This is a genomic window from Variovorax paradoxus, from assembly GCA_016806145.1.
GTDB lineage: Bacteria > Pseudomonadota > Gammaproteobacteria > Burkholderiales > Burkholderiaceae_C > Variovorax.
In genome coordinates this window covers 2,198,073-2,216,097 of the sequence record CP063167.1, presented here as the reverse complement: position 1 = coordinate 2,216,097, position 18,025 = coordinate 2,198,073, and the positions used below count along the sequence as shown (strand labels likewise).

General features: G+C 70.6%; 18 protein-coding genes and 1 pseudogene. 8 read left to right on the top strand and 11 right to left on the bottom strand.

The features are described 5' to 3' along the window. Nucleotides 1-38 precede the first annotated feature (38 nt). From INQ48_41415 to INQ48_41400, 4 genes are read right to left on the bottom strand one after another with little or no spacing between them, the layout of a single operon-like run. Nucleotides 39-470 (bottom strand): Zn-ribbon domain-containing OB-fold protein, encoded by a 432-nt coding sequence (locus tag INQ48_41415; GenBank protein QRF61820.1) that lies wholly within the window; start codon nucleotides 468-470, stop codon nucleotides 39-41. Continuing rightward, nucleotides 467-1,645 carry a thiolase domain-containing protein gene (locus INQ48_41410; protein ID QRF61819.1) on the bottom strand — a complete coding sequence of 393 codons (1,179 nt, stop codon included), beginning with the start codon at nucleotides 1,643-1,645 and terminating at the stop codon, nucleotides 467-469. Before INQ48_41410 ends, INQ48_41415 begins: the two co-directional genes overlap by 4 nt. Nucleotides 1,646-1,647: 2 nt before the next feature. Further along, entirely contained in the window at nucleotides 1,648-2,637 is a 990-nt protein-coding gene (locus INQ48_41405) for a tripartite tricarboxylate transporter substrate binding protein (GenBank protein ID QRF63194.1), read from the bottom strand. Nucleotides 2,638-2,665: 28 nt separating this feature from the next. Beyond that, on the bottom strand, nucleotides 2,666-4,222 hold the full coding sequence (locus tag INQ48_41400; protein QRF61818.1) for an AMP-binding protein: 1,557 nt from the start codon (nucleotides 4,220-4,222) through the stop codon (nucleotides 2,666-2,668). A 94-nt stretch (nucleotides 4,223-4,316) separates the two neighbouring features. Between INQ48_41400 and INQ48_41395 the strand changes: the two genes are divergently transcribed. The 8 genes from INQ48_41395 to INQ48_41360 all read left to right on the top strand — a co-directional run bounded on the left by INQ48_41395 (nucleotide 4,317) and on the right by INQ48_41360 (nucleotide 12,732). Further along, nucleotides 4,317-5,333: a LacI family DNA-binding transcriptional regulator gene (locus INQ48_41395; GenBank protein QRF61817.1), complete on the top strand. Its 1,017-nt coding sequence runs from the start codon at nucleotides 4,317-4,319 to the stop codon at nucleotides 5,331-5,333. A gap of 133 nt (nucleotides 5,334-5,466) precedes the next feature. Then, entirely contained in the window at nucleotides 5,467-6,651 is a 1,185-nt protein-coding gene (locus INQ48_41390) for an acyl-CoA dehydrogenase family protein (GenBank protein ID QRF61816.1), read from the top strand. A gap of 6 nt (nucleotides 6,652-6,657) precedes the next feature. Continuing rightward, nucleotides 6,658-7,791: an acyl-CoA dehydrogenase family protein gene (locus INQ48_41385; protein QRF61815.1), complete on the top strand. Its 1,134-nt coding sequence runs from the start codon at nucleotides 6,658-6,660 to the stop codon at nucleotides 7,789-7,791. After that, on the top strand, nucleotides 7,788-8,684 hold the full coding sequence (locus INQ48_41380; GenBank protein QRF61814.1) for an enoyl-CoA hydratase/isomerase family protein: 897 nt from the start codon (nucleotides 7,788-7,790) through the stop codon (nucleotides 8,682-8,684). The genes INQ48_41385 and INQ48_41380 overlap by 4 nt, the downstream gene beginning before the upstream one ends. Continuing rightward, nucleotides 8,681-10,204, top strand: a complete 1,524-nt coding sequence (locus INQ48_41375) for an AMP-binding protein (protein QRF61813.1) — start codon at nucleotides 8,681-8,683, stop codon at nucleotides 10,202-10,204. The genes INQ48_41380 and INQ48_41375 overlap by 4 nt, the downstream gene beginning before the upstream one ends. A gap of 22 nt (nucleotides 10,205-10,226) precedes the next feature. Further along, nucleotides 10,227-11,210, top strand: a complete 984-nt coding sequence (locus INQ48_41370) for a phosphotransferase family protein (protein ID QRF63193.1) — start codon at nucleotides 10,227-10,229, stop codon at nucleotides 11,208-11,210. Between the two features lie 17 nt (nucleotides 11,211-11,227). After that, complete coding sequence (locus tag INQ48_41365) at nucleotides 11,228-11,596, top strand: hypothetical protein (protein QRF61812.1); 369 nt, start codon at nucleotides 11,228-11,230, stop codon at nucleotides 11,594-11,596. After that, nucleotides 11,593-12,732, top strand: coding sequence for an acyl-CoA dehydrogenase family protein (locus INQ48_41360; protein QRF61811.1), 1,140 nt, complete (start codon nucleotides 11,593-11,595; stop codon nucleotides 12,730-12,732). Before INQ48_41365 ends, INQ48_41360 begins: the two co-directional genes overlap by 4 nt. 37 nt (nucleotides 12,733-12,769) lie before the next feature. On the opposite strand, the gene INQ48_41355 is transcribed toward INQ48_41360, so the two are convergent. The 7 genes and pseudogenes from INQ48_41355 to INQ48_41325 form a co-directional block, all read right to left on the bottom strand. Beyond that, nucleotides 12,770-13,906, bottom strand: a complete 1,137-nt coding sequence (locus INQ48_41355; protein ID QRF61810.1) for an acyl-CoA dehydrogenase family protein — start codon at nucleotides 13,904-13,906, stop codon at nucleotides 12,770-12,772. Nucleotides 13,907-13,934: 28 nt separating this feature from the next. After that, a complete protein-coding gene (locus INQ48_41350; protein QRF61809.1) occupies nucleotides 13,935-14,171 on the bottom strand; it encodes a zinc-binding dehydrogenase in 237 nt (78 codons plus the stop codon). A 67-nt stretch (nucleotides 14,172-14,238) separates the two neighbouring features. Then, a pseudogene (locus tag INQ48_41345) lies at nucleotides 14,239-14,445 on the bottom strand (alcohol dehydrogenase catalytic domain-containing protein). Beyond that, entirely contained in the window at nucleotides 14,442-15,308 is an 867-nt protein-coding gene (locus tag INQ48_41340; protein ID QRF61808.1) for a MaoC family dehydratase N-terminal domain-containing protein, read from the bottom strand. Before INQ48_41340 ends, INQ48_41345 begins: the two are co-directional and overlap by 4 nt. 47 nt (nucleotides 15,309-15,355) lie before the next feature. Then, the gene (locus tag INQ48_41335) at nucleotides 15,356-16,147 is read right to left on the bottom strand and encodes an enoyl-CoA hydratase/isomerase family protein (GenBank protein ID QRF61807.1); all 792 of its coding nucleotides are present in this window, start codon (nucleotides 16,145-16,147) and stop codon (nucleotides 15,356-15,358) included. After that, nucleotides 16,144-17,181, bottom strand: coding sequence for a hypothetical protein (locus tag INQ48_41330; protein QRF61806.1), 1,038 nt, complete (start codon nucleotides 17,179-17,181; stop codon nucleotides 16,144-16,146). The genes INQ48_41335 and INQ48_41330 overlap by 4 nt, the downstream gene beginning before the upstream one ends. A gap of 14 nt (nucleotides 17,182-17,195) precedes the next feature. After that, nucleotides 17,196-17,969, bottom strand: coding sequence for an SDR family oxidoreductase (locus INQ48_41325; GenBank protein QRF61805.1), 774 nt, complete (start codon nucleotides 17,967-17,969; stop codon nucleotides 17,196-17,198). Between the last annotated feature and the right edge of the window lie 56 nt (nucleotides 17,970-18,025).

Below are 18,025 nucleotides of genomic sequence, written 5' to 3'. Positions count from 1 at the left end.
CCCGTGGAACGTTTCTATGTGGGAAAACCACTAGCGGCTCAGGGCCGGGCGCTGAACACCGGTGCCATGCGGCCTTGCTCGGTCGCGCGAAAACGCACCGCGACAGGCATGCCGACACGCACGTCGCCGAGGTCGGTGTCGACGATGTTGGTCATCAGGATCGGGCCCTCCTCGAGGCGCACATAGGCCAGCACATAGGGCGCGCCGGTACGCCTGACGATCGAGAAGCTGTAGACCTCGCCCAGGCCCGATGCCTCGATCCAGTCGAGCGCATCGGCATGGCAGAACGGGCAGAACGCGCGCGGATGCCAGTGCCATCGCGAACACGCGCGGCAGCGCGGAAGCAGCAGTTGCCCCGCGGCACTGGCACGCCAGAAGGCCTGGGTCTCGGGAAAGGCCTGGACGTAGGGGTCCCGCAGCGTGCGCTCGAGCGCACCGGCCGCCGCCTGCTCGACGTCGGGCTTCGTCATGAGGTGCGCTCCATCAAAAGGGTGGCGTGCGAATGGCCGATGCCGAACACCATGCCGGGACCGGTGGCCATCGCGATGTCGCAGTTCGGCACCTGCACGGCCGCATGCGCCTCGCCGCGCAACTGCCGCACGGCCTCGATCACCTTGGTCATGCCGCCCCGGTTCTGCGGATGGTTGTTGCACAGGCCACCGCCATCGGTGTTCCATGGCAGGCGCCCGACGCCCGAGACCAGGCCGCCATCCGCGACGAAGCGGCCGCCCTCGCCGCGGGCGCAGAAGCCCAGGTCTTCCAGCTGCAGGATCACCATGATGGTGAAGTTGTCGTAGATGGACGCGTATTTCACGTCGCTCGGCGTGAGGCCCGCCGATTCGAAGGCGTCGCGCCCGGAGATCGCCGCGCCGGTGCGCAGCATGTCGAAGTCGCCGGCCTCGCCGGTGCGCACCGTCTCGCCGAAGCCTCGCACCGCCACCATCGGGCGGCGCAGGGTTCGCGCGATCTCGGGACGCGTCACCACCAGCGCGCCGCCGCCGTCGGTGATCACGCAGCAGTCGAGCCGATGCAGGGGATCGGCCACCATCGGCGAGTTCAGCACGTCCTCGACGGTGAAGACCTTGCGCAGCAGCGCATGCGGGTTGTGCTGCGCATGCATCGACGCCGCCACCTTGACCCAGGCCAGTTGCTCGCTGGTGGTGCCGTGCTCGTGCATGTGGCGGCAGGCGAAGTTGGCGTAGATGCCGCTCACGGTCCAGCCGTAGGGGCTCTCCCAGGCCGACCAGGGCCGGTCCGCGGGCAGCACGCGCAACTCGGTGCCCGTCGCCTGGCCACCACTGCGCGGCTTGCCGGCCAGCGTGACGAGCGCGACCGAGCAGCGCCCCTGGGCGATCGCCTGCGCGGCACGGCCCACGTGGCTGATGTACGAACAGCCACCCGACTCGGTGCCGTCGACGTGCCGCACCTTGAGGTTCATGTAGTCGGCCATCAGCGCGGGAACGCCGGCGGGTGCGTCGGCGGCGCAGAAGTAGCCGTCGACATCGGCGAAGCCCAGGCCGGCGTCGTCGAGCGCGCCGCGTGCGCACTCGGCATGCAGTTGCGCCACCGACTTGTCGGGCGCGTGGCGCGTGGGATGTTCGTAGGCGCCGACGATGCAGGCCGGATAGGGTCGTTGCACCGGCATCGCTACTCCGCCTTCGCGCCGCTGTCGCGCACGAGCTTGAGCCATTGCTCGCGCTCCGACGCGATGGTCTTGCGCCAATCCGCATGGCCGACGAAGTCGGGCTCCATGCCGATCGACTTGGCGTACTCCCTGAACGCGGGCTCGCTGGCCACCTCGCCGATCGCGTCGGACATCTTGCGCACGATGGCCTCGGGCGTGCCCGCCGGCGCGAAGAAGAAGGCGTTGGCGACGTAGGCGTAGCCCGGGACGCCGGCTTCCGCCATCGTCGGCAGGTCGGGGTAGGAGGCCGAGCGGCTCGCACCGCTGGCCGCGAGCACGCGCAGCTTGCCGGCCGCGATCAGCGGACGCGCCGTCGTGATCGCGGCAAAGGAGAAATCGACCTCGCCGGTGGAGGTGCCCACGGCGGCGGGCACCTGGCCCTTGTAGGGCACGTGCAGCAGCTGGATGCCGGCGAGCGTGGCGAGCAGCGCGGCCGAGAGGTGCTGCGAGCTTCCATTGCCGCCGGATGCGTAGCTGAGCTTGCCGGGATGCGCCCTGGCATGGGCGACGAGATCCTGCACGCTCCGGAAGCGCGACTCGGCCGGCACCACCAGCAGCAGTTGCACCGCGCCGACCTTGGCGATCGGCACGAAGGACTTCAGCGGGTCGTAGCTGATGCGCTGCATCAGCGCCTCGTTGGTGAAGTAGCCCGTCGAGGTGATCATCAGCGTGTAGCCATCGGGCGCCGAGCGCGCGGCCAGCTCGGTGCCGATCAGCCCGTTGGCCCCGGACCGGTGGTCCATGACGAGCGGCACCTTCCAGCGCTCGCCGATCTTCTGCGCGATGAAGCGCGAGGAGGCATCCGTCGCGGTGCCCGGCGCATAGGGCTGGATGAGCGTGATCGCGCGCTCGGGCCATGCCGTCGCCTGGGCGCGGGCCGCCAGCGGCAGGCCGGCCGAGGCCACGGCAGCCAAAGCGCACAGTCCTTCGACGATCCACGAGCGGCGGCTGATCCCGCTGCCCGCGCGTTGGTGTGAGAGCTCAGACACGGCGCGCACTCCCCTGCCAGAAACGTTCGCGAATCTCGCGCTTGAGCACCTTCCCGACGGCGCTGCGCGGCAACTGCTCCCAGACCTCGATGGTCTTCGGTGTCTTCATGCCGCCCAGCCGCTCGCGGCACAAAGCGAGCGCCGCGTCGGAGTCCAGGCTCTGCCCGGGCTTGAGCTCGACCACGGCCTTGATGGCCTCGCCCCAGACCGCGTCGGGCACGCCGATGACCGCGCAGTCGCTCACCGCGGGCAGGGTCCACAGCACTTGCTCGATCTCGCCGGGCGAGATGTTGAAACCGCCGGAGACGATCAGGTCCTTGAGGCGGTCGACGATGTAGAAGTAGCCCGCCTCGTCCATGTAGCCGACGTCGCCGGTGTGCAGCCAGCCGTGCTTCAGCGTCTCGGCCGTCTTCTCGGCGTCGTTGTAGTAGCCCTTCATCACGATGTCGCCCTGCACCACGAGTTCGCCGCGCTCGCCGGCCGGCAGCAGCCCGCCCTGCGGATCCATGACCGCCACGCGCACGAACGGCGAGGCGCGGCCGCAACTCGCCAGCCGTCCATGCAGCGCGGGGTCGGCCAGGATGTCGGCGTGATCCTGTGGCGTGAGGCAGGTGCAGATGAACGGGGCCTCGGCCTGCCCGTAGCACTGCACCATGACCGGCCCGAACACATCGAGCGCCTGGCGCAGCTTGTCGACCGACATCGGGGCCGCCGAGTAGACGAAATAGCGCAGCGCGCTGTAGTCGTGCCGGCGCAGGTCCGGGTGCGCCAGCAGCTTGTAGATCACCGTCGGCGGCAGGAAGAGCTGCGTGACCCGGTAGGCCGCGAGGGCCTCGAGGATGGCGCCGGCATCGGCCGACGCCAGCACGACGGTCGAGCCGCCGTAGGCCATGGTCATGAAGCAGACGGCACCGGCCGCATGCGTCATCGGGGCCACGGCCAGGTGCACCGGGCGCCCCACCACCGGCATGGCCGCGAACCAGTTGGCCATCATGGCGCCGTAGACGCGGTGCGTGACCAGCACGCCCTTGGGCAGTCCCGTGGTGCCGCCGGTCCCGCGGATGGCGACCACGTCGTCGGACCGTGCGGGGCTGCGGTGGCGCGCATCGGACTGGCGCGCCGCCCAGCTTTCCAGGCTGGGCACGCCGTCGAGTTCGCGGTCGATGCAGACCACGCCGCGCAGTTCCGGGATCGCCTCGCGCAGCATCGGCAGCTGCGCCTCGAAGCTGCTGTGGATGAACAGGAAGCGGCAGCCGCCGCGCGCGAGGATGTTGACGTTCTCCTCGGCCGAGTTGCGCGCGTTGACCGGCAGCCACACGGCGCTGGAGCGCACCGTGCCGAGCACGGCGACCATGGTCAGCAGGTGGTTCTGGGTCAGCAGGCCGACCTGCGATTGCGCATCCATGCCCGCGGCCTGCAGGCCGTTGGCGATGCGGTGCGTCAGCGCATCGACTTCGCCATAGCTCAGGGTGCGTCCGCCGGGTTCGACGAGGCAGGGCGCGTCGGGGCCGAGGCTCAAGCCGCGGTCGAAGGAGTCGATCAGCTGCATTGGGGGTTTTCTAGAAACGATTTCATATGCGTTTCACTCTACGATAGGCACCCGATTCCGCAAATGGTGTGGAACGTTTCTATACTGGTAAACGATGAGACAACGGATCTCGGTGCGAGATGTGGCCCATGCGGCCGGCGTGGCGATCGGCAGCGTGTCGCGCGTGCTCAACGACAGCGGCTACGCCAGTCCCGAGCTGCGGCGGCGCGTGCTGGAAGCGGTCGCGAAGCTGGGCTACGAGCCGGACTTCACGGCGCGCCATCTGCGCACCGGACGCAGCAAGACCATCGGCTACCTGCTGCCCAACATCGCGAACCCCTCGCTGGCCGCGCACCTGAGCGAGGTCGAGCGGCTGACGCAGGCCGCGGGCTACTCGCTCTTGGTCGGCAGTTCCGAGCGCCAGACGCGCGACCGCGAACTCGTCGCCTTCTTCGAGAACCGCCGGCTCGAGGGGATCATCGCGTCGCCGACCTTCGAGTACCCCGACCCCGAGGACTGCCCCTTCGCGCAGTCCAAGCTGCCCGTCGTCATCTGCGACCGCGACATGGGCGCGGCCTTCGACAGCGTGCTCATCGACCACCTGCGCGGCATGCGCCGCGCGGTCGACTACCTGCTGTCGCTGGGCCACCGGCGCATCGCCCTGTTCGTGTCGAGCGCGAGCCTGCGCCCCGGGCGGGAGAAGCTGGCGGGCTACAAGGCCTCGCTGGCCGCCGCCGGCATCGCGTTCGACGAGCGGCTGGTGTTCATGCCCAACTCCTGGATCGAGTCGTCGAGCACGCGCATGTCCGAGATGCTGGCACTGGACGCGCCGCCCACGGCGATCATCGCGCTGGGCACCCGCATGCTGTCGGGCGCGGTCCATGTGGCGCACGAGGCCGGCCTCGAGATTCCGCGCGACCTGTCGGTCATCGGCATCGGCGAGGCCTCGACCCTCGAGCTCATGTACCCGCCGCTGACGATGCTGCGCTACAACTTCGAGCGCAGCGCCCAGCTGGCGGTGAAGCTCATGATGGACCGGGTCGCCGACGAAGCGCCGGCCCATCCGCGCAAGCTGATGGTCGACTGGGACCTGGTCATCGGCCGGTCCTGCGCGCCTGCCCGGCAGCGCTGATCCGGCCCGGGCCGCCGAGGCATCCAGGTTCCGGCGAAACCCGGCTTCGGCCTCAGGGAAGCAATGGTTGATCCAATTAGAAGTCCGGCATATGATGGCCCGAGCCCACTCTCAGCCACCGCTGCTTCGCCCGATGGATCTAGCCACGCCCCCCGACCAAGCCGCCTTCCGCCGCGAGGTCCGCCAGTTCATCCAGGACCGGCTGCCCGCCGAGATCCGCGAACGCCTGCGCCTGGGCCATCCGCCGCGCAAGCAGGACACGGTCACCTGGCAGCGCATCCTCAACGAGAAAGGCTGGGCGGCACCGCACTGGCCGCGTGAATACGGCGGCGCCGAGCTCGGCCAGGCCGAGCGGCTGATCCTGCTCGACGAGCTGTTCCGCGCGCCCGCGCCGCTGCCGCAGGTGTTCAACGTGGGCATGCTCGGGCCGGTGCTGCTGAAGTTCGGCACCGAGGCGCAGAAGCGCTTCTTCATGCCCCGGCTCGCGAACCTCGACCTCTGGTTCTGCCAGGGCTTCTCCGAACCGGGCTCGGGCTCCGACCTGGCCTCGCTGCGCACTTCGGCCAGGCGGGAAGGCGAAGGCGAGGACGAACACTACGTCGTCGACGGCCAGAAGATCTGGACCACCACCGCGCACCTGGCCGACTGGGTGTTCGCGCTGGTGCGCACCGACGGCACGGGCAGCAAGCAGCACGGCATCTCCTTCCTGCTGATCGACCTGCGCAGCCCCGGCATCACGATCCGCCCGATCACCTCGATCGACGGCCAGCACCATCTCAACGAGGTCTTCTTCGACGCGGTGCGCGTGCCGGTCGGCAACCTCGTGGGCGAGGAAGGCCGCGGCTGGGACTGCGCCAAGTACCTGCTGATGAACGAGCGCACCGGCATCGCCAACGTGGGCCTGTGCCGCGAGCGGCTGGACTATGCGCGCGAGCTGGCCGGCCGCCTCACGCAGGCCGGCCGGCCGCTGCTCGACAGCCCGCGGCTGCGCGCCGAGATGGCCGTGCTCGACGCCGAGATCCGCGCGCTCGAAGTCACGAACTGGCGCTTCCTGCTGTCGAACGACACCGCGCGGAAGAACCCGGGCTTCGCCTCCGTGCTCAAGCTCAAGGGCACCGAGCTGCAGCAGGAGATCGCGCAGCTGCTGCAGCGCATCGCCGGTCCCGCGGCAATGGAGCGCCGCGCGCACGACGGGCCCGGCGCCGAGCACTGGGCCGGGCCGCTCGCGATGCGCTACTTCTACAGCCGCGCGGCCAGCATCTACGGTGGTACGAGCGAGGTCCAGAAGGACATTCTTTCCAAGACGATCCTGGGATAGGCCCGCATGAACTTCGAACTGAATGAAGAGCAGCAGGCGCTGCAGGCCAGCCTCTCGCGCCTGCTCGGCGATGTCTACGGCTTCGAGCAGCGCCGCGCGATCGCCGCCACGCCCGCGGGCTGGAGCGAAGCGGTGTGGAGACAACTGGCCGAGCTGGGCCTGACCGCCCTGCCCTTGCCGCAGGCCCACGGCGGCTTCGGCGGCGGCGCCGTCGACCTGCTGCCGGTGATGCAGGAGCTCGGCCGCGCGCTGTCGCTCGAGCCCTTTCTCGCCTCGATCGTGCTCGGCGCCACCGCGCTGCGGCTCGCGGGCGACGACGCCCTGCAGGCGCGGCTGCTGCCCGGCGTGGCCAGCGGCGAAGTCCGCCTGGCCTGGGCCCACGACGAAGCGGCCGGGCACCAGGCCCCGCTGTGGATCGAGACCGTCGCGCGCCGCGATGGCGAACGCTGGCGGCTCGACGGCGCGAAATGCAACGTGCTGCATGCGACGGCCGCCCACCATGTCGTGGTCAGCGCGCGCGTGGCGGGCGCGCCCGACGATGCGCAGGGCCTCGCCCTGTTCCTGGTCGATGCCCAGGACCCGGGCGTGCAGTGCCGCGCCCATCGCCTGGTCGACGACACGCCGGCCGGTGAACTGCGCTTCGAATCCGCCACCGCGCTGCCGCTGCACGATCCGCGCGATGCCGCCACCGCGCTGCGCGCGCTCGAGGGAACGCTGGCGGCCGGCACCGCAGCGGTCTGCGCCGATGCGGTCGGCCTCATGGAGTCGGCCTACCGGCTGGCCATCGACTACCTGAAGACGCGCCGCCAGTTCGGCCGCCTGATCGGCGAGAACCAGGCGCTGCGCCACCGTGCCGCGGAAATGCTCGTGAGCCTCGAGATGTGCCGCAGCATGGCGCTGGTGGCGGCGGTCGCCGCCGACGACCTCGACGCACCCGGCGCGCGCGCCGACCTCGCGCGCGCCAAGCTCATCATCGGCCGCCACGGCCGCGGCCTGTGCCACGCGGCGATCCAGCTCCATGGCGGCATCGGCATGACCGAGGAATATGCGGTGGGCCATTGCCTGCGCCGCCTCGCGCTGCTCGACCAGCTCTTCGGCGATGTCGACGCGCAGTCGGCACGGCTGGCGGCGATGGCATGAGCAGTTCCACTTTCGAGACCCTGCGCTGGGACCTGTCGGGCCCGGTGCTCACGCTGACGCTGCACCGCCCCGAGCGCATGAACGCGATGACGCGTGCGATGCGCCGCGAGCTGTGTCGCGCGCTCGACCTCGCGGATGCGCAGGACGCGGTGCGCGCCATCGTGATCACCGGCGCGGGCCGTGCCTTCTGCGCCGGCTTCGACCTCTCGGAAGGCGCGCAGGCTTTCGATCCGGCCGCGGCCGCGCGCGACGCCGAATCCGGCGAGGAACCGGGACGCGACGGCGGCGGCGTGCTCGCGCTGCGCCTGTTCGCGAGCACCAAGCCGCTGATCGCCGCCGTGAACGGCGCGGCGGTCGGCATCGGCGCCTCGATGCTCTTGCCGATGGACATCCGCATCGCCTCGCGCGACGCGCACTTCGGCTTCGTCTTCGCGCGCCGCGGCATCGTGCCCGATGCCTGCGCGAGCTGGTTCCTGCCGCGCGTGGCCGGCATCTCGAAGGCGCTGGAATGGAGCATGGGTGGCCATGTCTTCGATGCCGAGGAAGCCCGCGCGGGCGGCCTCGTGAGCGAGCTGTGCGAACCCGGCGAGCTGCTGGCACGCGCGCAATCGCTGGCCGCGGAGATCGCCACGCATGCAGCACCGGTGTCGGTGGCACTCACGCGGCAACTGATGTGGCGCATGCTCGGCGCGTCGCATCCGATGGAGGCCCATCGCCTCGAAAGCACCGCGCTGCGCTCGCGCGGTGCTTCGGCCGACGCCGCCGAGGGCGTGGCCTCGTTCCGCGAGAAGCGGCCCGCGCGCTTTCCGGATGCCGTCAGCACCGGCATGCCCGCGCCCTACCCCTGGTGGACCGAGCCGCCGTTCGCCCCCACCGGAGACACGACGACATGAGCCAGGTGATCCTCGACGGACGCGCCATGGAGCGCGACCTGCTGACCCGCCGCGCCCTGCAGGCCGCGCGCGGCCTCGATGCGCTCGGCGTGCGCGAGGGCGACGCGGTGGCGCTGCTGCTGCGCAACGACTTCGCCTTCCTCGAGGCGCAGCAGGCCGCGGCCGCGCTCGGCGCCTACGCCGTGCCGATCAACTGGCACGGCAAGCCCGAGGAGGTGCTCTACATCGTCGAGGACGTGCGCCCGCGCGTGCTCGTGGGTCATGCCGACCTGCTCGCACCGGTGCGGCACCGCATTCCCGCCGACACCCTCATCGTGACCGTGCCGACGCCGCCCGAGGCGGCGCGCGCCTTCTCGCTGACCGGCGAAGCCACCTCGGTGCCGGCCGATGCGCTCGAATGGAACGCCTGGCTCGCGGGCTTCGCGCCCTGGGACGGTCCGCCGATGCGCAGCCGCGCCACCATGATCTACACCTCGGGCACCACCGGCCGCGCCAAGGGCGTGCGGCGCGAGGCCGCCACGCCCGAGCAGGCGCGCGCCTATGTCGAGCTGCTGCGCAGCGTGTACGGCCTGCAGCCCGGGGTGCGCGCGCTGATCGCGGGGCCGCTGTACCACTCCTCGCCCAATGCCTACGCACGCCAGGCGCTGCCCGCCTGCGAGGTGCTGGCGATGCAGACGAAGTTCGATCCCGAGGCCGTGCTCGCAGCGATCGAGCGCCACCGCATCAGCCACATGGTGGCGGTGCCCACGATGTTCGTGCGCATGCTCAAGCTGCCCGAGGCGGTGCGCCGCCGCTACGACCTGGGCTCGCTGCGCTGGGTCACCCACACCGGCGCGCCCTGTGCACCCGATACCAAGCGCGCGCTCATGGACTGGTGGGGACCGGTGGTGTACGAGACCTATGGCGGCACCGAGGTCGGCACCGCCACGCTGAGCACGCCGCAGGACTGGCTGGAGTTTCCCGGCAGCGTGGGCCGGCTGACGCCCGGCGCGCGCATGGCGCTCTACGGCGAGGACGGCCGCCCGGTCGCACCGGGAGAGGTCGGCGAGATCTTCGTGCGCGTGCCGGCCTATGCCGACTTCACGTACCACAACCATCCCGAGAAGCGCCGCGAGGTCGAGCGCGACGGGCTGATCAGCTGCGGCGACGTGGGCTACGTCAAGGACGACCACCTGTACCTGTGCGACCGCCGCGCCGACATGGTGATCTCGGCCGGCGTGAACATCTATCCGGCCGAGATCGAGGCCGTGCTGCTGCAATGCCCCGCGGTGCGCGACTGCGCGGTGTTCGGCATTCCCGACGACGAGATGGGCGAGTCGCTGGCCGCGGCCATCGAATGCATGCCCGGCGCCGCGCCCGACGCGGAAGCGATCCGCGCCTTCCTCGCCGAGCGGCTGGCCAGGTACAAGGTACCGCGCCGCATCGACTTCCATGCGGCGCTGCCGCGCGAGGACAGCGGCAAGATCTTCAAGCGCCGCCTGCGCGATCCGTTCTGGCAAGGCGCGGGCCGCAGGATCTGAGATGGCGCCCGCCACGGAAGCGATGGCGCAACGGCTCGCCGCCGCGCTGAGCCGTCATGCGGGACTGCACGGCCGCGTCGAGGCGCTGCGCCGCCTCACGGGCGGCGCGACCAAGACCACCTGGTCCTTCGAGCTCGCGACCGCCGACGGCCCTGTCGCGCTGATCCTGCAGCAGGCGCCGGCGGCCGCGCCCGAAAGAAAGGAATCGTCGGCACCCAAGCTCGATGCCGCCGACGATGCGCGGCTGATGATCGCCGCGCGCAGCCACGGCGTGCCGGCGCCCAGGGTGCGCGCGATCCTCGACCTGCACGACGGCCTCGGCCGCGGCTACGTCACCGAGCATGTGGAAGGCGAGACGCTGGGCCGCAAGCTGGTCTCCGATCCCGCGCATGCCGGTGCGCGCGCGGCGATGGCGGAGCAGGCCGGGCGGATTCTCGCGACGATCCATCGCATGCCCACCACGGGACTGGACTTCTTGCAGCGGCTCTCGCCTGCGCAGGAACTCGCGGTGTACGCGAGCCTGCTCGACGCCACGGGCTTTCGTCATCCCGCGCTCGAATTCGCGCTGCAATGGGTACGCCGCCACCTGCCCGCGGACGATGCCGACGCGCTGGTGCATGCGGACTTCCGCACCGGCAACCTGATCGTCGGGCCCGAGGGCATCCGCTGCGTGCTCGACTGGGAGATCGCGCGCCGCGGCGATCCGATGCAGGACCTCGGCGTGCTGTGCATGCGGACCTGGCGCTTCGGCGCCGCGCCCGAGGTCGGCGGCTTCGGTGCGCGCGAGGACCTGTACGCGGCCTACGAGCGCGCCGGCGGCGCGCCGGTCGATCCCGCGCGCGTGCGCTTCTGGGAAGCCTTCTCCAACCTCAAGTGGGCCATCGGCTGCGTGCGCCGCGGCCTCGCCACCCGCGACGACGGCACGTCCGCGAGCCTGGAGCTGTGCGCCGTGGGCCGGCGCATGGAAGAGCCGCTGTGGGACTTCTTCCAGCTCGTCGATCGTTGAAGAAAGGAGCCGCGGCCATGTCCGACAGCGTACCGTCCGCCCCCACCCTGCTCGCGGCGACCGCGCGCTATCTCGAGGACGAGCTGATGCCCTCGCTCGAGGGCTATCACCGCTTCCAGACCCGCATCGCGATCAACGTGCTGCGCATCGTCGAGCGCGAATTGCGGCTCGGCGGCGCGCACGATGCCGCGGCCCACGAGCGCCTGCTCGCGCTGCTGCAGGAGGCGCCCACTCCCACCTCCCCTTCCCTCGCGCTGGCCGATGCGCTGCGCGACGGCCGGCTCGACCCCGACGCGCCCGGCGTCGCGGCGCACCTGCGCGCCGCGCTGGCCGAGGCGCTGGCCATCAACAACCCCCGCTGGATCACCAAGGAAACCCCGCCATGAACTTCACCGAAGAACAGATCGCCTTTCGCGACAGCGTGCGCCGCATGGTCGAACGCCACGTGGCGCCCATCGCCGCCGAGATCGACGAGAACGACCGCTTTCCCGAGGAGCTGATCCCGATCTACGGCGACATGGGGCTGCTGCAGCTGTGGGTGCCCGAGGCCTATGGCGGCCCCGGCGCCAACCTCACGATGGTGTGCATCGCGCGCGAGGAGATCTCGCGCGTGTCGGAGTCGTGCGCGCTGATGGCCGGCATGAACACCATGTTCGCGCTGCCGCTGATGCATTTCGGCACCGAGGAACAGAAGCAACGCTTCCTGCCCCTGCTGGCCGAGGGCCGCACGGTGACGGCGATCGCGCTGTCGGAGCCCGACTGCGGCAGCGACGTGGGCGGCATGCGCACGCGCGCGGTGGCCGACGGCGACAGCTACGTGCTCAACGGCCAGAAGCAGTGGTGCACCTTCGGCAGCCGCGCCGACTACATCCTGGTCTTCGCCAAGACCGGCGAAGGCGGTGGCGCCGACGACATCAGTCCCTTCATCGTCGACGTGAAGAACAGCAAGGGCCTGAGCTTCGGGCGCAACGAGCGCAAGATGGGCATGAAGGGCACGATCAACGTGCCGATCTACCTCGACAACGTGCGCGTGCCGGCCGAGAACCGCCTCGGCGAGGAAGGCAAGGGCTTCCGCTCGGCGATGCGCGCGCTCGACCTCAACCGCCCCGCCATCGCCGCGGCCTCGGTCGGGCTGGCGCAGGGCGCGCTCGACGCGGCGCTGGCCTACGCCAAGCAGCGGCGCCAGTTCAAGCGCGCCATCATCGAGTTCCAGGGCATCCAGTTCATGCTGGCCGACATGGCGATGCAGATCGAGGCCGCGCGCTGCCTGGTCTACGAGACCGCGCGCCTGGCCGACACCGGCGACTGGGCCGCGCTGCCCAAGTTCGCGAGCATGGCCAAGTGCTTCGCGAGCGACGTCGCGATGAAGGTCACGACCGACGCGGTGCAGGTCTTCGGCGGCTACGGCTACGTGAAGGACTATCCGGTCGAGAAGATGATGCGCGACGCCAAGCTCAACCAGATCTTCGAGGGCACCAACCAGATCCAGCGCGTGGTGATCGCGCGCGAACTCATGCGGTGAAGCCGGGCGCGGGCATCGCGCCCGCGCCGGCCTTGCTTCAAGCCAGCAACTGCCGCGCGATCATGTTGCGGTGGATCTCCGAGGCGCCCTCGTAGATGCGCAGCACCCGCAGGTCGCGGTACACGCGCTCGACGATGGTGCCGCGGCAGTAGCCCGAGCCGCCGAAGATCTGCAGCGCCTTGTCGGCGATGCGGCAGGCCGCCTCGGTGCAGATCACTTTCACCATCGAGGCCTTCATGCGCGCATCCTCGCCGCGCGTGGCGCGCCACACGGCCTCGAACAGCACCATGCGCGCGGCATGCAGGTCCATCGCCATGTCGGCGATCATGTGCTGGATCGCCTGATGCTCGGCCAGCGCCTGCCCGAAGGTGACCCGCGTGCGCGCATGCTCGATGGTCTCGTCGAGCGCGATCTGCGCCGGGCCGAGTGCCTGGCAGCCCACGTTGAGGCGGCCCTCGTTGAGCCCCGACATCGCGTACGAGAGGCCGCGGCCCTCCTCGCCCAGCAGGTTCTCCACCGGGATGCGGCAGTCGGTGAAGGTGATCTCGCAGAGGCTGTCGTCCATCCAGCCCATGGTCGGCATGGTGCGCGCGACCTCGAAGCCCGGCGTGGTGGTGTCGAGCAGGAAGGCCGAGATGCCGTGCTTGCCGGCCGCGCGGTCGGTCGAGGCCAGCACGGTGATCGAGTGCGCGTGGTTGGCGTTCGAGATGAAGGTCTTCGTGCCGTTGAGCACGTAGTGGTCGCCCTCGCGCCTGGCGGAGGTCAGCATCCGCGCCGCGTCGGAGCCCGCGTGCGGCTCGGTGATCGCGATGCAGTTGCGCGAGCGGCCCGAGGCGATCTCGGGCAGCCACTTCTTCTTGAGGGCCTCGTTGCCGTGGTCCACGATGATGTGCACGCCGGGCCCGATGGCCGAGCGCACGAAGGGCCAGAACTGCGGCGGCAGCCGCGCGAGCTCGAGCTGCACCGCCACGCTCGTGAGGTGGTCCACCGGCATGCCGCCGTAGGCCTCGGGGATCGCCATGCCGTAGAAGCCCATCTCGCGCAGGGTGCTCTCGACCTGCTCGGGCACCTCCCCGGTCTCGTGGTAGCGCGGTTCGAGCTTGAGCAGCGCGTCGACGGCGTCTCGCGTGGCGACGCGCATCTCCTCGGCGTCGGCGGGCAGGTTGAAGTCCATCATGTCTCCTTTGGTAGAACCATTGATTCTACGCAAGCGAACTCGATCCTGCACGTTCCGTCGGCGACATCGGGGACATCGTGAGGATCGCCTTGCCGCGGGTGCGCCGCTGCGCCAGGGCGGCCAGCGCCTCGGGCAGCCGCGCGAAGTCGAAAGCCGTGGCCTCGAGCGGGCGCAGCCGCCCTTCGCGCCACCAGTCGCGGATCTCCTGCGCCAGCCGGCTCGCCAGGGCCGGCTCGCGCTTGCGCACCTCGCCCCACAGCACGCCGATGGCCGAGGCGCCCCGATGGCGTCGCGGCCGCCACGCGCAGCCCCGCCTCGGGCCCGCCGACCACGGTGCCGACCACCTCCATGCCGGGCGTGAACGGCAGCGCGGGCCGTACCTGGTAGCGGCCCTCGACCAGCAAGGTGTCGAGGAAGTTGAGGCCCGCCGCCTCGACCTTCACGAGGTACTCGTCGGCGGCCGGTGTCGGCGTGGGCACGTCGGCGAGGCGCAGGCCGGCCGGATCGCCGATCGCCTCGACGCGCCAGGCCTTCATCGCAGCTCGGCGCGGCCGTGCGTCAGCACCAGCAGGTCGCGCTCGAGCACGCGCGCGCGAAACGCCACCTCGTTGCCGTTGCGCCAGCTCTCGAGGCGGATCGTCTCGCCCGGATAGACCGGCGCCGACAGGCGTGCGCGCATCGCCACCAGCCGCGCCGGATCGAGGCCGGCATGCGCCTCGAGCAGGCCGCGGCCCGCGATGCCCCAGGTCGCGAGGCCATGCAGGATCGGTTTCGCGAAGCCCACCCTGGCCGCGAAGGCCGGTTCGGCATGCAAGGGGTTGAGGTCGCCCGAGAGCCGGTAGAGCAGCGCCTGGTCGGGCCGCGTGGGCAGGTCCAGCACATGCTCCGGCGCGCCCTCGGGCGTGGCCGGCGCCGGCGCGGCGGCTTCGTCGCTGCGCCCATCGGCCTGGGAGAAGCCGCCGTCGCCGCGCAGGAAATACACGCTCTCGACGGTGGCGAGCGCCCGGCCTTCGGCATCGGCCAGTTCCTTCTCCACATGCAGCACCGCGCCCTTGCCCTCGCCCTTGTCGACCACGCGCGTGACGCGCGTTCGCCCGAGCACCGTGCCCGATGGCGGCAACGGCGCATGCAGGCGCAGCGCCTGTTCGCCGTGCACCAGCTTCATGAAGTCGATACCGATCTCGCGCCGCTCGCGCATCCAGAAGCCCGGCGAGGCCAGCACCGCCGCCATGGTCGGCAGCGCCGCGAGCTCCTTCTCGTAGACGAAGCGCAGCTGCCGCTCATCGAGCGGATCGGCGCCCAGGCCGAGGCCGAGCGCATAGAGCATGGTGTCCCTCGGTGCGTAGTCGTGGCGCACCTCGCCGGATTGCCAGTCGCGGGCCTTCTGATAGTCGAGCATCGTCGCTTGCCTTGTCGTGTCGGTAAATCTGTCGAGGTCGCCGCGCTTCACGCGGCAGGCGGCCAGCGGAACTGCGCGGGCTCGCGCGCCGCGAAGCGCCGCACCGCCTCCTTCGCGTAGTCGCTGTTCGAGGCCAGCGCCTGGCCGGACGACTCGATCTCCAGCAGCGTCTGGAGGTCGCTGCCGAGCGAGGCCTGCAAGGCGCGCTTGGCGATGCTCATCGCCACCGGCGAAGCGCCCGCGAAGCTGCGCGCAATCACCTGCGCGCGCGCCGCCAGCGCCTCGGCGGGCACGACCTCCATCGCCAGGCCCAGCCGCAGCGCCTCGGCGGCGTCGATCTCGCGCGCCGAGAAGATCAGCTCCTTCGCGCGCTGCAGGCCCACCACGCGCGGCAGCGTGTAGAAGGCCCCCATGTCGGGCACGAGGCCGATGCGCTGGAACACCATGCACAGGCGCGCGCGTTCAGAAAGCAGCACGATGTCGCACATCAGCGCCAGGCTGAAGCCGGCGCCGTAGGCCACGCCGTCGACGGCGGCGATCACCGGGCGGTCGAGCGCCATCAGTTCGGTGCAGATGCGCGTGTAGCGCGCCATGCCGGCGCGCCGCTGCTCGGGCGTGCGCGGCCCGCCCTGCCCCATGGCCTTGACGTCGCCACCCGCGCAGAACGCGCCGCCGGCGCCGGCGAGCACCAGCACCCGCACCGACTCGTCGGCGCGGATCGCGGCGAGACATTCGCCGAGTTCGTCGGCCATCGTCGGATCGAGCGCGTTCTTCGCCTCGGGACGGTTGAGCGTGAGCGTCGCCACGCCGTCGTCGAGCCGGTAGTCGAGGGTCTTCATCGCGCCTCCGTCTCGCGCACCGAGATCGGCACGCCGTCCACCATCACGTCGCAGTACTCCGACATGCCCAGCGCGCCACGCCCTTCGCAGCGGTACTCGGTGATGCCCTCGGTGATGCGCGTGTAGTCACCGGCGCCGCCTGCCACGCGGCGATGCCGCAGCGGCACCAGCGCGCCGACCTTCCCGGTCAGGGTGTAGCTGCGCTCGGCCGTGCGAACCTGCGCGGTGAAGGCGCGCGGATAGTGCTGCGCGTCGTAGTCGGTCTCGATGCGCCCGTCGACCACCGGCTCGTAGCGGCCGTCGCGCAGCACGTTGCCGCTCACGTGGTTCGGCTGTCCCTTGCGGCCCTTGATCGACAGCAGCACGCCGAAGTCGTCGCCGAAGGTCACGGGCAGCCACTTGTACCAGTAGAAGCTGTGCCAGTGGCGCGGGCCCCAGGACTTGTCGCGGTAGCCGTGCCCGGCGATGTCGAAGCGCAGGCCGTCCACCGCGATGTGGCCGGCCACCGCCATGTTCTGCTCGATGTGGCCACGGTACACCGCATGCTCGGGGTCCAGCACGATCGGGCTGCCGTCGAGCGCGACGATCTCGCCGCCGTGCATCGGCGAGACGCCGCGGAAGTCGAGCGCGATCGAGGCGGGCCGCTTGGGATAGCGCTTGAAGGCGCTGCCCGGGTCGGCCATCGCATGCGGGTCGTCCATCAGCAGCAGCTCGCCCTCGTAGTGCACGCGCAGGTGCCTGAAAGGCTCGATCACCTCGAAGCGCATGCCGCCCGCGTCCAGGGCCTCGTTGTGCGCGATCTTCGGGCGCTGGTGCATGAAGCCCACGCGGCCGTCGGGCAGGTAGACGCAGCAGCTGAGCTCGGCATGCCCCTCGTGCGGCCGGTTGCCCAGGCGCATCCAGGCACCGATGCCGCGCGCGCTGTCGAAGGCGTTGAAGTAGGCGCTCTCGTTGTAGTTGGACACGGCCTCGGGCACGTGGTTGTATTCGTCCCGCGGATCGAGCCGCAGCTTGCTGTGGGGCGGCATGTACATGGTTCGCCCCGTAGCTACAGGCTGATGTGGAAGCCGCCGTTGACCCCCAGGTGCTGACCGGTGATGTAGGAGGCTGCGTCCGACATCAGGAAGCACACCGTCTTCACCACCTCCTCGGGCGTGGACCAGCGGCCCAGCGGAATCTGCGCGAGCATGCCGTCGCGGAATTTCTCGCCGCGCACCACCTCGGTCATCGGGGTCTCGACCACGCCGAAGCAGATCGAGTTGGTGCGGATGTTGTAGCGGCCCCATTCGCGCGCCGCCGTCATCGTGACGCCGAGCATGCCGGCCTTGGCGGCCGCGTAGTTGACCTGGCCGATCGAGCCCTTGCGGCCGGCGTCGGAGGAGATGTTGACGATGGCGCCGCCGCTGGTGTCGCCCGCCTTCGCGCGCGCCACCATGTGGCGGCCCACGGCCTGCAACCAGTAGAAGGTGCCGGTGAGGTGCACGTCGATCACCTCCTGCCATTGCTGCGGCGTCATCTTCTCGATCATGGCCGGGCGCGTGATGCCGGCGTTGTTCACCAGGCCGTGCACGCCGCCGAAGCGCTCCACGGCCTCGGCGACGGCGCGCGCGGCGAGGTCCGCGTCGGTCACGCTGCCGACCACCTGCTGCACGCGGTTGGCGGGCAGCGCGGACATCGCCGCGCCCAGCGTGTCGGGGTTGAGGTCGAGCGCGACGACGTTGCCGCCGAGCTGCACGGCGAGCGTCGCGATCGCCTTGCCGATGCCCTGCCCGGCGCCGGTCACGACGATGGTGCGGCCTTCGAGATTGACGAGGTTCTGCATAGGTCTCCGTTGGATGATGGATGGGGGGTTGAACTGGGTGTACGAGGCGGTGCGGT